The organism is Allobosea sp. WAO (assembly GCF_001509835.1).
Taxonomy (GTDB): Bacteria; Pseudomonadota; Alphaproteobacteria; order Rhizobiales; family Beijerinckiaceae; genus Allobosea.
The window spans coordinates 448665-463993 of sequence record NZ_JXTJ01000007.1 but is presented as its reverse complement, the minus strand read 5'-3'; the positions used below and the strand labels follow the sequence as shown (position 1 = coordinate 463993).

General features: G+C 68.4%; 11 protein-coding genes. 8 read left to right on the top strand and 3 right to left on the bottom strand.

The features are described from left to right. Positions 1 to 23 precede the first annotated feature (23 nt). Positions 24 to 563: a GNAT family N-acetyltransferase gene (locus tag DK26_RS14585; protein WP_066473616.1), complete on the top strand. Its 540-nt coding sequence runs from the start codon at positions 24 to 26 to the stop codon at positions 561 to 563. Positions 564 to 566: 3 nt separating this feature from the next. On the opposite strand, the gene DK26_RS14580 is transcribed toward DK26_RS14585, so the two are convergent. Both DK26_RS14580 and DK26_RS14575 read right to left on the bottom strand, forming a co-directional pair. Next, the gene (locus tag DK26_RS14580) at positions 567 to 935 is read right to left on the bottom strand and encodes a DUF2794 domain-containing protein (RefSeq protein WP_066473614.1); all 369 of its coding nucleotides are present in this window, start codon (positions 933 to 935) and stop codon (positions 567 to 569) included. A gap of 345 nt (positions 936 to 1280) precedes the next feature. After that, entirely contained in the window at positions 1281 to 1829 is a 549-nt protein-coding gene (locus DK26_RS14575) for a peroxidase-related enzyme (RefSeq protein ID WP_248309981.1), read from the bottom strand. 223 nt (positions 1830 to 2052) lie between these two features. On the opposite strand from DK26_RS14575, the gene DK26_RS14570 reads away from it, so the two are divergent. Then, positions 2053 to 6894 (top strand): NAD-glutamate dehydrogenase, encoded by a 4842-nt coding sequence (locus tag DK26_RS14570; RefSeq protein WP_066473612.1) that lies wholly within the window; start codon positions 2053 to 2055, stop codon positions 6892 to 6894. A 13-nt stretch (positions 6895 to 6907) separates the two neighbouring features. Then, positions 6908 to 7120 (top strand): Trm112 family protein, encoded by a 213-nt coding sequence (locus DK26_RS14565; protein ID WP_066473611.1) that lies wholly within the window; start codon positions 6908 to 6910, stop codon positions 7118 to 7120. A gap of 39 nt (positions 7121 to 7159) precedes the next feature. Here DK26_RS14565 and DK26_RS14560 read toward each other — a convergent pair whose 3' ends face one another. Then, the gene (locus DK26_RS14560; protein WP_066473608.1) at positions 7160 to 8413 is read right to left on the bottom strand and encodes a ubiquinone biosynthesis hydroxylase; all 1254 of its coding nucleotides are present in this window, start codon (positions 8411 to 8413) and stop codon (positions 7160 to 7162) included. 179 nt (positions 8414 to 8592) lie between these two features. Between DK26_RS14560 and DK26_RS14555 the strand changes: the two genes are divergently transcribed. The 5 genes from DK26_RS14555 (at position 8593) to DK26_RS14535 (ending at position 15277) form a co-directional block, all read left to right on the top strand. Then, positions 8593 to 9459, top strand: coding sequence for an acyl-CoA thioesterase II (locus tag DK26_RS14555; protein WP_066473606.1), 867 nt, complete (start codon positions 8593 to 8595; stop codon positions 9457 to 9459). A 300-nt stretch (positions 9460 to 9759) separates the two neighbouring features. After that, positions 9760 to 10098: a P-II family nitrogen regulator gene (locus tag DK26_RS14550; protein WP_066473604.1), complete on the top strand. Its 339-nt coding sequence runs from the start codon at positions 9760 to 9762 to the stop codon at positions 10096 to 10098. A 29-nt stretch (positions 10099 to 10127) separates the two neighbouring features. Then, positions 10128 to 11474, top strand: coding sequence for an ammonium transporter (locus tag DK26_RS14545; protein WP_066473602.1), 1347 nt, complete (start codon positions 10128 to 10130; stop codon positions 11472 to 11474). A gap of 208 nt (positions 11475 to 11682) precedes the next feature. After that, positions 11683 to 14262 carry a DNA translocase FtsK 4TM domain-containing protein gene (locus DK26_RS14540; protein ID WP_066473601.1) on the top strand — a complete coding sequence of 860 codons (2580 nt, stop codon included), beginning with the start codon at positions 11683 to 11685 and terminating at the stop codon, positions 14260 to 14262. 190 nt (positions 14263 to 14452) lie between these two features. Beyond that, the gene (locus tag DK26_RS14535) at positions 14453 to 15277 is read left to right on the top strand and encodes an outer membrane lipoprotein carrier protein LolA (protein WP_083533247.1); all 825 of its coding nucleotides are present in this window, start codon (positions 14453 to 14455) and stop codon (positions 15275 to 15277) included. The last annotated feature ends 52 nt before the right edge of the window (positions 15278 to 15329 follow it).

Here is a 15329-nt window from a genome sequence, read left to right as displayed (position 1 = left end):
GTCACGCGCCCGATCCTGCCGGCATGCCCCCGGTCGATCTCTACATCCGCGATGCCGTCCCCGGCGATCTACCCGCCATCGCCGAAATCTACGCCCATGCGGTGCTGCACGGCACCGCCTCCTGGGAGATCGAGCCGCCGGATCTCGCCGAGCTGACCCGCCGCTTCGAGGCGATCGTGGCAGGCGGCTATCCCTACCTCGTCGCCGAGCGCGGTGGCCGCGTCCTCGGCTATGCCTATGCCAGCGCCTATCGCCCGCGCCCGGCCTATCGCGCCACGGTCGAGAACTCGATCTATGTCGCTCCAGGGGCGCAGGGCGGCGGCATCGGCAGTGCGCTGCTGGGCGCGCTCGTCGAAGCCTGCACGGCCCGCGGCTTTCGCCAGATGATCGCGGTGATCGGTGACGGCAACGGTGCCTCGATCGGTTCGCGGCGCCTGCACGAACGCGCTGGCTTCAGCCTGATCGGCATCGCCCGCACCGTCGGCTACAAGCACGGGCGCTGGCTCGACCAGATGTTGATGCAGAAGGAACTGGGCGCGGCCGAGAGGGAACCGCCGGAATAGGTTTCAGCTCACGACGCTCAGGCGCTTGTCCAGCACCCGCAAGACCCGGCCGAGCTCGGCGCCACGCTTCAGCACCAGCCCGGTCGCGCTGACCACCGAATAGGCGCCCTGCCGCCGCGCCAGCGACGGATCCTTGACGATGCGGTACAGCGGCACTTCGCTCGAGCGCCGGAACACCGAGAACTGGGCCTTGTCGCGCAGGAAATCAATGGCGTAGTCGCGCCATTCGCCGGCCGCGACCATGCGGCCATAGAGATTGAGCAGCTCGTTGAGCTCGCGCCGGTCGAAGGTGACGGAGGGCGGGGCGGCCGCCCCCGGGAAGGCGACCACAGCGCCCGCTCGATGCGCTGGCGGAGTTTCACTCTCGCTCATCGCGACTCCTGCCTGGCGATGGTTGGGCCATCGCTTCCGATCTGCGGGGATGATGACCCGCCAGCCGGGCGCTGACAAGCATGATCGCGAGCCCGCTCAAGACCGTGATCAACTTCATCGTCATCGCCATGATTTTGCCGCGCTTGCGCCAAGCGGCTGCCCTCTTGCGCGTCTCAACTCCCCTCGTTGCCTCGGCGGCCCGGCCTACCTGGCCCCGGACACGTCAGCCCCCCAGCCCCTCCGGCGCTGTGGCGGGCCGGGCCAACGAGTCGAGGCCAACTCACGGCTGGCGGTCACGCCGGCCGTTTTTCTTGTCTACTGCCTGCGCTGCGAGAGACCATCCTGCTACCGCACCGACCCGTGATATTCGGCATTGGGGCGCATATCGACCGCGGAGGCCATCCTGTTCGACATGTTGAAGAAGGCCGCGACCGCGCCGATGTCCCAGAGATCGCGCTCGCCGAAGCCCGCAGCACGCAGGGTCTGCCGGTCCTCCTCCTCGATCAGATGCGGCGTCTCGGTCAGCTTGACCGCGAAATCCAGCATGGCGCGGTGCCGGCGCGACAGCTTGGCGGCGCGGTAGTTCATCACGATCATCTCGCCGAGCACCGGATCGCCCGAGAGCTGGCGCACCGCCTGGCCATGGGCGGTCAGGCAGTAATAGCAGCGGTTCACGCTCGAAACCGCGACCGCAATCATCTCGCGCTCCAGCTTCGACAGGCCCGACGGCGCCAGCATCAGATCGTTGTAGAGCGCCGCGAAGGCCGAAAGCTTGGCATCGTCATGGGCATAGGCGAGCAGGACGTTCGGCACGTAGCCGAGCTTCTCCTCGCATTTGGCGAAATAGGCCTGCATCTCCGAGGACAGCTCGGCCTGCGGCAGCGCCAGCGCCATCACGGCCGGCGGCGCGTCCTGCTTCGCCGGCGCCTCGCCCACCATCGGTTTGTCATGCTTCTTCGTCATCTCTGCACTCCTTGCGCTGATTTCCGCGCGGATCGGGCACAACTTGCCGCTTCTGCGCCACATTGGTGCAATCTGGCTCCTGCCATGCGACGAAAGTTGCAGCGGCAAGGGAGCTATGTCATCGCTGCCGCAAAATAGCAGGGGGAAGACGATTATGGCCAAGCGCGAAGCGAACGCCACGGCTGCAGCAGTCGCAGCCATCGAATCCTCCGCCCGTGCGCTGGGCGCGGCGATGCCGGAGGACTTCCCGAGGCTGCTCTATGGCCGCACCGTCGCCGAGGACCTGACGGCACTTTCGCCGGAGATGCTCGCCCGCGCCGCCGCAGCCGCCTATGAGCATCTCGCCGACCAGCGCAAGCCGGGCGAGCCCAATCTGCGCTTCCGCGACGAGACCGTCGACGAGGCCGGGCGCGAGCGTCAGATCACGATCCTGGAGATCGTCAACGACAACAAGCCTTTCCTGCTCGATTCGACCCTGGCGGAGCTCGCCGAGCAGGGCTATGAGCCGCGCCTCGTCGCCCATCCGATCCTCGCCGTCGCGCGCAGCGCCGATGGCCGTTTCGAGGCGCTCGCCGGCGAGGCCGCGGCCCGGGCCCAGGAGGGCACCCGCCGCGAGAGCCTGATCCACCTTCATCTCGACCGGATCGACAGCCGCGAAGCGCGCGACAGGCTGAGCGCCGGCCTCGCCCGCGTCTATGTCGATGTCGGGCTCGCCGTCGACGACTGGGCCGCGATGCGCGGCCGGATCACCGAGGTGATCCAGTCCTACCGCTCGAACCCGCCGCCCCTGCCGGAGGACGAGGTCGCCGAAGCGCTGCAGTTCCTCGAATGGATCGCCAGCGACAACTTCACCCTGCTCGGCGTGCGGGACTACCGCTTCGCCGGCGGCGACACCGCCGCCGACCCGATCGATTCCTCCGGCCTCGGCATCCTCCGCGACTCCGATGTCCGCGTGCTCCGCAAGAACCGCGAGCTCGTGGTGATGACGCCGGAGATCCGCGCCTTCCTCGCCAAGCCGCATGCGCTGATCATAACCAAGGCCAACGTCAAGAGCCGGGTGCATCGCCGCGTCCATCTCGACTATGTCGGGGTCAAGCTGTTCACCGCCGATGGCCGGCTCGATGGCGAATTGCGCATCGTCGGCCTGCTCACATCGAACGCCTATACCGGCAGCGCCCGCGCCATCCCCTATCTGCGCCTGAAGGTGGCGCGCGTCGCCAAGCGCATCGGCTTCGACGCGGCGAGCTATTCCGGGCGCGCTTTGCTCAACGTCCTCGACGCCTATCCGCGCGACGAGCTCTTCCAGATCGACGTCGAGACGCTGGAGCGCTTCGCCCTCGACATCCTGCAGCTCACCGAGCGTCCGCGCATCCGCGCGCTCGCCCGCGCCGACGAGTTCGACCGTTTCGTCTCGATCCTCGTCTTCATCCCGAAGGACCGCTACGACACTACGGTCCGCCGGCGCGTCGGCGAATTCCTCGCCCGGATCTATCAGGGTCGCGTCTCGGCGGCCTATCCGGCCTATCCCGACGGGCCGCTCGCCCGCACCCACTACATCATCGGCCGCGACGAGGGGAAAACCCCGAAGATCGACCGCGCCACACTCGAAGCCGGGATCAGCGCGATCGTCCGCACCTGGGCCGACGGGCTGCGCGACGCGCTCGACGCCCAGAAGGCCGGTCCGAAAGCCCGCGCTCTTGTCGAACGCTATGTCGAGGCATTCGGCGCCGCCTATCGCGAGCGCTACGATGCCGCCGACGCGCTGATCGACATCGACATGCTGCAGAAGCTCTCGGCCGCACGGCCGCGGGCGGTCAATCTCTACCGCCGCGAGGGCGACGGCGCGACCCGCGCCAATCTAAAGCTCTTCTCCCGCGACGCCGCGATCACCCTCTCCGAGCGCGTGCCGATGCTGGAGAATATGGGCTTCCGCGTCGTCAACGAGCGCACCTTCAACATCAAGCCGCAAGCAGGGGAAAACGGCGCCGAGGCCCGCGTCTGGCTGCACGACATGACGCTGGAGCGCGCCGATGGCAGCGCCATCGACATCGAGCGCCTCGATCCGACGATCGAGGCGGCCCTGATGGCGCAGTTCCGCGGCTTCACCGAGTCCGACCGCTTCGACCAGCTCGTCCTGGCCGCCGGCCTCGCCTGGCGCGAGGCAGCACTGCTGCGCGCGCTCGGGCGCTATCTGCGCCAGATCGGCGCGCCCTATGCCCAGGACTACATCGCCGATGCGCTCGCCCGCCATGCCGGCATTGCGGCGATGCTGGTCAAGCTCTTTACCGCCAAGTTCGATCCACGGCTCGGCGAGGCGGCTCGCCAGAGTGGCATGGCCGCCGAGCGCGAGCGCATCGAGGCGGCCCTCTCCGACGTCACCAGCCTCGATGAGGACCGCATCCTGCGCCGCCTCGTCAACCTGATCGACGCGATCCTGCGCACCAACTTCTTCCAGCTCGGCGCCGACGGCCATCCGCGCGGCACGATCTCGTTCAAGTTCGCCTCGGGGCAGGTCGACGGCATGCCGCTGCCGCGCCCGCTCTACGAGATCTTCGTGTACTCGCCGCGCGTCGAGGGCGTGCATATGCGCTTCGGCAAGGTCGCGCGCGGCGGCCTGCGCTGGTCGGACCGGCCGCAGGATTTCCGCACCGAGGTGCTCGGCCTGGTCAAGGCGCAGCAGGTCAAGAACGCCGTCATCGTGCCGGTCGGCGCCAAGGGCGGCTTCGTGCCAAAACTGCTGCCGCCGGCCTCCGACCGCCAGGCCTGGCTGGCCGAAGGCACCGAGAGCTACCGCATCTTCGTGCGCACCTTGCTCGAGCTCACCGACAACCTCGATGGCGAGACCGTGGTGCCGCCGGCCGACACCGTCCGGCACGATGGCGACGATCCCTATCTCGTCGTCGCCGCCGACAAGGGCACCGCGACCTTCTCGGACACCGCCAACGCGCTTTCGGCCGAGAAGCATCATTGGCTCGGCGATGCCTTCGCCTCGGGCGGCTCGCAAGGCTACGACCACAAGGGCATGGGCATCACGGCGCGCGGCGCCTGGGAGGCGGTGAAGCGCCATTTCCGCGAGATCGACATCGACATCCAGACGACGCCGTTCACGGTGGCCGGCGTCGGCGACATGTCGGGCGACGTCTTCGGCAACGGCATGCTGCTCTCGCCGGCGACCAGGCTCGTCGCCGCCTTCGACCATCGCGACATCTTCCTCGATCCCGATCCGGATCCCGCGACCAGCCTGGCCGAGCGCCAGCGCCTGTTCGCCCTGCCGCGCTCCTCCTGGCAGGACTACGACAAGGCCCTGATCTCCAAGGGCGGCGGCGTGTTCTCGCGCCAGGCCAAGAGCATCGCGCTCTCGCCCGAGATCCGCGCCGTGCTCGGCTTCGACAAGACCCAGGCGACCCCGGCCGAGCTGATGACGGCGATCCTGAAGGCGCCGATCGACCTGCTCTGGTTCGGCGGCATCGGCACCTATATCCGCGCCGGCGAGGAGACCGACGCCCAGGTCGGCGACCGCGCCAATGACGCGATCCGCATCACCGGCGCCGAACTCCGCGCCAGGGTGGTGGGCGAGGGCGCCAATCTCGGCATGACCCAGCGCGGCCGCATCGAGGCGGCGCGCCAGGGCGTCCGGCTCAACACCGACGCGATCGATAACTCCGCCGGCGTCAACACCTCCGACGTCGAGGTCAACATCAAGATCGCGCTCGCCGGGGCGGTAAGCAGCGGCCGCCTTTCCGACGCGGACCGCAACACGCTGCTCGCCGAGATGACCGACGAGGTCGGCCTGCTCGTGCTGCGCAACAACTACCTGCAGTCGCTGGCGCTGTCGCTGACGCAGAGCCAGGGCATCGCCGCGACACCGCATCTGCGCCGGCTGATGGTCCAGCTCGAGCGCGAGGGCCGGCTCGACCGCACGGTCGAGTACCTGCCGCCGGACGCAGCCCTGATCGAGCGCGAGAAGCGCGGCGAGGGCCTGACCCGGCCCGAGCTCGCCGTGCTGCTCGCCTATGCCAAGCTCGCCCTGCACGATTCCCTGCTCGAATCGGCGGTGCCGGACGATCCCTATCTCGCCAGCGAGCTCGTCCGCTACTTCCCGCAGCCGCTGCGCGATCATTACGGGACCGAAATCGCCGGCCATAAGCTGCGCCGCGAGATCGTCGCGACCCAGCTCGCCAATGCCATCGTCAATCGCGGCGGCCCCGCCATCGTCACCATGCTGGCCGACCAGACCCGCGCCGAGGCGCCGGAGATCGCAGCCGCCTACGCCATCGCGCGCGACGCCTTCGACCTGATCGGTCTCAATGCCGGCATCGACGCGCTCGACGCGAAGATTCCCGGCAGGACCCAGCTCGGGCTCTACGGCGCGATCCAGGAGCTGGTCGTCGACCGGATGCGCTGGTTCCTGCGCCGCGGCGTCGCCAGGCCGGGCGCCATCGAGCAGACCGTCGCGCATTACGCAAAGGGTGTCGCCGCGCTCGCAGCCGCCCTGCCGACCGTGCTGCCGGAAGCGGCTGCGCAGGCCCGCACCGCCGGCATCGCGACCTTGATCGCCGAGCAGGTGCCCGAGGCGCTCGCCACCAGCGTCGCCAGCCTGCCCTGGCTGGCGCAGGCGACCGACATCGTCGACATCGCCGGCCGCAGCGGTGGCGACATCATCGAGGTCGCGCGCATTCATTTCGCTGCCGATTCGGTCTTCGGACTCTCCGCGCTCGCCGCCGCAGCTGCGAGCGTGCCTGCCACCGACGATTACGAGCGCATGGCGCGCCAGCGCGCCGTCGAGACCCTGACCGATGCCCATGCCGGGCTGACGCAGGAGATCGCCGCCGGCGCCAACGGCCCGGAGCCGCTGCAGGGCTGGCTCGAACTGCGGGGCTCAGAGGCGGAGCGGACGCGCGCCACCGTTTCGGCCATTGCCATGTCGGGCCTGTCTTTGCCAAAGCTGATGGTCGCTGCCGGCATGCTGGCCGATCTGCCGCGCCGGCCGGCCTGACGGAGATTTTGCGATGAGCACCGAAACCAAGTCCGGGGTTACCACGATGGCGCCCCGCATTGACCCGAAACTGCTGGAGATCCTGGTCTGCCCGATCAGCAAGGCGACGCTGGAATACGACGCCGCGCGGCAGGAGCTGATCAGCCGCGCCGCCAAGCTCGCCTATCCGATCCGGAACGGCATCCCGATCATGCTCCCGGAAGAGGCGCGCCAACTCGAGGGGTAGTGCCGTTCCTTCTCCCCTCGGGGGAGAAGGGTTTAGTAGCTACAGCATCTCGCCGCGCAGCAGGCGCGGCGCCTCGGCGGACAGCCCTGCCGCCTCGCGGATGAACATCCGCTTCAGCCCTGGCAGGCGCTCGACCACGCCGAGCCCGAGATCGCGCATCAGGCGCAGCGGCGTCGAATCGTTCGAGAACAGCCGGTTCAGCCCGTCGGTGACGACCCCCATCGCCACCGTGTCGAAGCGCCGTGCCTTCTCATAGGCCTCGAGCACGTCCGCGGCACCGGGATCGAGCCCGAGCCGGGCGGCATCGACGATCGTCTCGGCCAGCGCCGCGACATCCTTCAGGCCGAGATTGAGCCCCTGCCCGGCGATCGGATGGATGACATGCGCGGCGTCGCCAAGCAGTGCCAGCCGCTCGCCGACGAAGCTGCGCGCCATGCCGAATGACAGGGGATGCGCGCTGACTCGGCTTTCCAGCGCGATCTCGCCGAGCTGCAGGCCGAAGCGACGCTCGATCTCGGCGAGCAAATCGGCCTCGTCGAGCGAGAGCAGGGCCTCGACATTCTCGCTCCGCTCGGTCCAGACGATCGAGGAGCGGTGGCCGAGCCGGCCGCCATCCGGCAGCGGCAGCATGGCGAAGGGGCCGGATGGCAGGAAATGCTCGACCGCGAGGCCACCATGCGGCCGTTCATGGCCGATCGTCGCGACGATGCCCGATTGCGGATAGGACCAGCCGACCCAGCCGATCCCGGCCTTCTCGCGCAGCTTCGAGCGCGCCCCGTCGGCCGCGACAAGGAGCGCGGCCTGCACCGTCTCGCCCCCGGTGAGGGCGATCTGCATCGGCCCGCCATCGACGCAGTCGCCCGAGCGCACCCCTTCGGCGCGCAGCGTGACGCCGGCGGCCTTCGCCGCCTGCAGGAGCGTCGCGACCAGCGCACCATTCTCGACCATATGCGCGAAGGGCTGGCCGGGCTCGGCCTCGCCCTCGAAGGTCAGGAAGACCGGCCGCACCACATCGGAAGTGCGGCTGTCGGTGATCTGCATTTCCATCATCGGCGCGGCGGAGGCCTCGACCTCTTTCCAGGCGCCGAGCGCGTCGAGCATGTTGCGCGCCGCGGCGGCGACAGCATAGGCCCGGTTGTCGATGCGCGGTCTTGCCGCGACGGCGGGATCGACCAGCATGACGTCGAACCCCGCGCCGAGCGCCTGCTTCACCGCCAGCGCCAACGTCATCCCGGCGATGCCGCCGCCGGCGATCACGATGCGCGCCTGCGCGCCTTCCGGGTTCCGGTCCATCCCGCTCTCCGCCTGCCGGAGCCGCGGCGCTTGACGCTGGCCGGCGGCTCGTTGCTGATGCTGCTATCGTCTTGCCGGTTGTGTCTTGCCCGCCGCCCGGCCGGGCTGCAAGCCTCGTCCTGCCAAGTCTCTTCCCGGCAAAGCCTGCCGCAAGCCAGCCCGATCAAGAACCGCCGCCGATGAACAGCGTCCCCGACAGCCTGACCTCGATCCTCGACCTCAAGGATCTCGGAAACAACCGGTTCCAGGGTCGCAGCCCCCGCGTCGGCTGGCAGCGGGTCTTCGGCGGCCAGGTCATCGGCCAGGCGCTCTACGCCGCCTGCAAGACCGTCGAGGACCGCCAGCCGCACTCGCTGCACGCCTATTTCCTGCTGCCGGGCGATCCAGAGACACCGATCGTCTACGAGGTCGACCGCCTGCGCGACGGCCGCTCCTTCACCACGCGCCGGGTGCTGGCCTTGCAGAACGGCGCGGCGATCTTCGCCATGTCGGCCTCCTTCCAGGTCGAGGAAGAAGGCTACGAGCACCAGATGCCGATGCCGGATGTGCCGATGCCGGAGGATCTGCCGGATCGGGACGGCATGGCGCGGGACATCCTGCCCCACATGCCGCCTGCCGTCCGCGCCTATTATCAGCGCGAGCGGCCGATCGAGATCCGGCCGGTCGAGTTCGATCGCTATGGCGACGACTCGAAGCGGGAGCCTCGCTTCAACGTCTGGATCCGGGCCGTGAAGCCGCTGCCGGACGAGCCGGCGATTCATCAGAGCGTGCTCGCCTATGCCTCCGATCTGATGCTGCTCGATTCCAGCCTGATCGCCCACGGCACCACCGTCTTCGACAACCGCATCCAGGGCGCCAGCCTCGACCATGCGCTCTGGTTCCATCGCCCGTTCCGCGCCGATGACTGGTTGCTCTATGCGCAGGACAGCCCCTCGACCTCCGGCGCCCGGGGCTTTTCGCGTGGGCTGATCTTCGATCGGCAGCGCCGGCTCGTCGCCTCGGTGGCGCAGGAAGGCCTGATCCGGCCCCGGCCCGACCGCGACTAGCTGCCCGCTAGTGGCAGGCTTCCTGCCCGGCGTGAATTGGCGTCGTCCAGGCGCCAACCCGGCCATCACGGCGACCTCCCGCCTTGTTTTCTCGCACATGCCTGTTCTTTAGGCATATCGGCACGTTCCACCCCCGCGGATCGTGGCGGAATCACGGCATTGCCTCTCTTCAGGGCAATCCGGCAGTTGGCACGCGGCTTGATTGGCGAGAGCGACGGCGCGGAGCTCTGTTGCCCCGCGCGGCGCTAACGAGCTCGCCGGATTCTCGCTCCCGGCAGCGCAACCGGGGGTAACCCAGCCATGAAGATCGTGATGGCCGTCATCAAGCCGTTCAAGCTGGAGGAGGTGCGCGACGGGCTCACCGCCATCGGCGTGCACGGCCTGACCGTGACCGAGGTGAAGGGCTATGGCCGCCAGAAGGGCCATACCGAGATTTATCGCGGCGCCGAATATGCCGTGAGCTTCCTGCCGAAGATCAAGATCGAGGTCGCGGTCACCGACGAGCTCGTTCCGCAGGTGATCGAGGCGATCACCGCTGCCGCCCGCACCGGCCAGATCGGCGACGGGAAGATCTTCGTTTCGCCGATCGAGAAGGCCGTGCGCATCCGGACCGGCGAGACCGACGGCGACGCCCTTTGATTCCCGAGCTTTCGTCCAGGAGTTTGATGATGAATTTCAAGTCCCTCACCCGGGCCGGGATGGTCGGGATGGCGCTGGCGGCGGGCACCGTCGCGGCGCTGGCGCAGACCCCACCCGCGGCTCCGGCCGCCGCCGCGGTCGCCAATAAGGGCGACACCGCATGGATGCTGGTATCCTCGCTGCTCGTGCTGATGATGACGCTGCCGGGCCTGGCGCTGTTCTATGGCGGCCTCGCGCGCAGCAAGAACATGCTTTCGGTGATGAGCCACATCACCGCCACCGCCGCCATCATGATCATCATCTGGGTGGTCTATGGCTACAGCCTCGCCTTCACCGGCGGCGGTTCGCTGACCAGCTTCATCGGCGGTTTCTCGAAGGCTTTCCTCGCCGGGGTCAGCACTGAGACGACGACGGACACCTTCACCAAGGGCGTGGTCATCCCTGAATACGTCTTCATCTGCTTCCAGATGACCTTCGCCATCATCACCCCGGCCCTGATCGTCGGCGGCCTGGTCGAGCGCATGAAGTTCTCGGCGCTGCTGCTCTTCGTCGTGCTCTGGAGCGGCTTCGTCTACTTCCCCATGGCCCACATGGTCTGGTTCAGCGAAGGCTATCTGTTCTCGCTCGGCGCGCTCGATTTCGCCGGTGGTACGGTCGTCCACATCAATGCCGGCATCGCCGCTCTCGTCGGCGCGCTCGTCCTCGGCAAGCGCATCGGCTACGGCAAGGAGCTGATGTCGCCGCACTCCCTCACCATGACCTTCATCGGCACCTCGCTGCTCTGGGTCGGCTGGTTCGGCTTCAATGCCGGCTCGAACCTCGAGGCGACGGCCGGCGCTGCGCTCGCGATGATCAACACCCTGACCGCCACCGCCGGCGCCGCCCTCGGCTGGCTCTTCATCGAGTGGATGATCAAGGGCAAGCCCTCGCTGCTCGGCATGCTCTCGGGCATCATCGCCGGCCTCGTCGCCGTCACTCCGGCGGCCGGCCTGGTCGGCCCGATGGGCGCCATCGTGCTCGGCGCGATCTGCGGCGTGGTCTGCTTCTTCTTCTGCACCACGATCAAGAACGCGCTCGGCTATGACGACTCGCTCGACGTGTTCGGCATCCATGGCGTCGCCGGCATCATCGGCTCGATCGGCACCGGCATCTTCGTCTCGCCGGCGCTTGGCGGCGTCGGCGTCGCCGACTACGCGATGGGCGCGCAGGTCTGGAAGCAGACCGTCGCCGTCCTCGTCGCCGTCGTCTGGTGCGGCATCGGCTCCTTCATCCTGTTCAAGATCGTCGACGCGGTCATCGGCCTGCGCGTCACCTCCGAGCAGGAGCGCGAGGGTCTCGACATCGCCGAGCATGGCGAGCGCGCCTACAACATGTGACCCGGCCCTGCCGCGTTCCACATGAAACAGCGCCCCGGCGGGTCACCGCCGGGGCTTTTTGCTGGTTGCGGCGCCGATGACCGGTTCCCGCCCCGCTCCGACGCGCAAGGTTAAGCGGGTCTTAACCTCACCTTCCTAACCTGCTGTTTCGAGGGCGGGGCCCGGCGGCCATCGCCTTTCCAGACATCCGGAATCACGGCCCGCCCGCATGCGCACGATCCGACGCTCCTCCTCGCTGATCGACCGCTTGCCCGATCCCGTGCGCGACTTCCTCTCGCGCCGGGCGGCCGAGATCGTAGGCCTCGCGCTGCTCGCCCTGACCGCCGCAGTCGCGATCTCCTTGGCGACCTGGTCGGTCGACGATCCCAGCCTCAACAACGCCACCCGCGGCGCGGTCCAGAACCTGCTCGGCCGGCCGGGCGCCATGGTCGCCGACCTCGCCATGCAGCTCATCGGCCTCGGCGTCATCGCCATGCTGCTGCCGCCGCTTCTCTGGTCCCTGCGCCTGATCCGCGTCCACCTCTTCGACCGCAGCGCCCTCAAGCTCGCCCTCTGGGTCGCCGGCGTCGTCGCCACCGCCGCGGTCGCCAGCGCCCTGCCGGCAACGCCGCGCTGGCCGCTTCCGACCGGCATGGGCGGCGTCATCGGCGATGCCCTGCTGCACGGCACCCGTAATCTCGTCGGCATTTCCGGCACGGCGCTCGGCGGGCTCGTCGCCTTCGTCTATGCCGGCATCGCCATCCTCGCGGTCACCGCCGCGGCCGGCTTCGGCTTCGTCGTCGATGAGGACCCCGAGACCGACGAGGATGATGCCGCCTGGTCCGAGACCGACGATCGCCGTGACGACGAGCCGGGCTTCGGCGTGATCCTGGTCGGCTGGCTCGCCCATGGCGCGATGGCGCTGCGTGGCGCGATCCTGCGTCGCCTGCCGCAGCCGCCCTCGCTGGCGCGGGCCTCCGCGACGCCCGCCGCCTCGGCCCCCGCGCCGGCCCCCAGCCCGGCCGGGCGCGTGCGCCGCGAACCGCAATTCGCCGAGGGCGCAGCCCCCTATGCTCCGCCGGTGGCAGCGCGCGATTCCTTCGCCGGCGCCGGCCGCTCACGCGTCGCCGCCCCTGCCGATGTCGACGACGATTATGCCGAGGCGCAGGACCTGCGCGACCTCAACGCGCCGCGCGTCGCCCCGCCACTCACCGCGCCCAAGCCCGGCAAGCGCCTGTCACGCGAAGCGCAGCCCTCGCTGCTCGACCGCGACAGCTTCGAACTGCCGCCGCTGACCTATCTGGCCGAGCCGAAGAAGATTCCGGCGAACACCGTCTCAACAGACGCGCTGGAGCAGAACGCCACCTTGCTCGAAGGCGTGCTCGAGGATTTCGGTGTGCGCGGCGAGATCTCGCAGGTTCGCCCCGGCCCTGTTGTGACGCTTTATGAGTTGGAGCCTGCTCCGGGGACGAAGTCGTCGCGGGTGATTTCGCTGGCGGACGACATCGCCCGCTCGATGAGCGCGATCTCGGCGCGCGTCGCGGTGGTGCAGGGCAAGAACGCGATCGGCATCGAACTGCCCAACACCAAGCGCGAGACCGTCTTCCTGCGCGAATTGCTGGCGAGCCAGGACTTCGAATCGACCAAGCACAAGCTCGCGCTCTGCCTCGGCAAGACCATCGGCGGCGAGCCGGTGATCGCCGATCTGGCGCGCATGCCCCACCTTCTAGTGGCGGGCACCACCGGCTCGGGCAAGTCGGTCGCGATCAACACCATGATCCTCTCGATCCTCTACCGGCTGAAGCCGGAGGAGTGCCGGCTGATCATGGTCGATCCGAAGATGCTCGAGCTCTCGGTCTACGACGGCATCCCGCATCTGCTGACCCCGGTCGTCACCGACCCGAAGAAGGCGGTCGTCGCCCTGAAATGGGCGGTGCGCGAGATGGAGGAGCGCTACAAGAAGATGTCGAAGCTCGGTGTGCGCAACATCGACGGCTTCAATGTGCGCGTGGCGGAGGCAGCCACGGCAGGAGAGGTGATCACCCGCACGGTGCAGACCGGCTTCGATCGCCATACCGGCGAGGCGATCTACGAGGAAGAGGCGATGGCGCTCGAGCCCTTGCCCTACATCGTCGTCATCGTCGACGAGATGGCCGACCTGATGATGGTCGCCGGCAAGGAGATCGAGGGCACGATCCAGCGCCTCGCCCAGATGGCGCGTGCCGCCGGCATCCATGTGGTCCTCGCGACGCAGCGGCCCTCGGTCGACGTCATCACCGGCACGATCAAGGCGAACTTCCCGACCCGGATCTCCTTCCAGGTCACCTCGAAGATCGATAGCCGCACCATTCTCGGCGAAATGGGCGCCGAGCAGCTGCTCGGCCAGGGCGACATGCTCTACATGGCCGGCGGCGGGCGGATCACCCGCGTGCACGGCCCCTTCGTCAGCGATGCCGAGGTCGAGAAGGTCGTGGCCCACCTCAAGACGCAAGGGCGCCCGGACTATCTCGACGCCGTCCTCGCCGAGGAGGAGGAGGGCGCCGGCACTGACGAGGACGGCGCCGTCTTCGATAAGACCGGCATGGGCCAGGCCGAGAGCGACGACCCTTACGACCAGGCCGTCGCCGTCGTGCTGCGCGACAAGAAGGCCTCGACCTCCTACATCCAGCGCCGCCTGCAGATCGGCTACAACCGCGCCGCCTCGATCATGGAGCGCATGGAGAACGAGGGCATCGTCGGCCCCGCAAACCACGCAGGTAAACGCGAAATCCTCGTGGAGACCTCGCGCGCCCGGGAAGACGAAGACTGAGCCATGCCGGCGAGAACCGGGCGCGGGGCGCCGCCGCAGCACCTTCGGCCGCAGTATCGCGCGAAACCGGTCCTGAAATTGCCATGAGCAACGTGCAACCTCGCGTCAGTCGCGGCGTTGAACCCTTGCCGGCGTGCCTCGCCGTCACGATATTCAGCGCCAGCACCAGAAAATGGAACCGAGCCGCCTCATGAAGCCTTCGCTCCCCACGTCAGCCCTCGCAGCCGCCGCCATGGCGCTCGCGCTGGCGTCGGGCCCGGCCTTGTCGCAGCCGCTCGACATCCGGCCCGCGACCCAGCCGCCGGCGCCGAAGCAGCGGGCCATCCCCCTGCCGCCGACCCGTCCGCCCGGTCTCGGACTGCCGCGCACCGACGCCGCTGTGGCTCCGGCTGCTGCCGCGGTCGCAACCCCCGTCGTCACCGCCAACAACGAGCCGCAGCGGCCAGCGCCCGCCGCCAAACCGTCGCGCTCTTCCGCCCCGCTGTCGAAGCCGGAGGCGGTCGAGCGGCTGAACGCCTATTTCAACGGCTTCGCCACCCTGCAGGGCGACTTCATCCAGTTCGCCGCCGATGGCCGCCGCTTCGAGGGCAAGATCTATGTCCAGCGCCCCGGCAAGATGCGCTTCGAGTACCGTCCGCCGGTGACGATGGAAGTGATCGCCGACGGCACTTCGGTCGCGATCCGCGACAAGAAGCTGGCGACGCAGGACCTCTACTCGATCGGCCAAACGCCGCTGAAGTTCCTGCTCAAGGAGCATATGGACTTGGCGCGGGATTCGACCGTGACCGGCGTCAGCACCAAGGGTGACATCCTCTCGGTCAAGATCGAGGACCGCTCGACGCTCGGCGGCACCTCGAAGATTACCCTGAATTTCGACCTGACGGCCAACGAGCTCAGGCAATGGGTGGTGATCGACCCGCAAGGCTACGAGACCTCGGTCTCGCTCTACAATCTCGACACCCAGCGCCGGCCCGACCAGAAGAACTTCGTGATCAATTACGAACGCGTCCTCTGAGCCGCGCCGATAGGGGGTGGCACCGCTTCTCTTGGTTCGGGCCGCCTTAGAG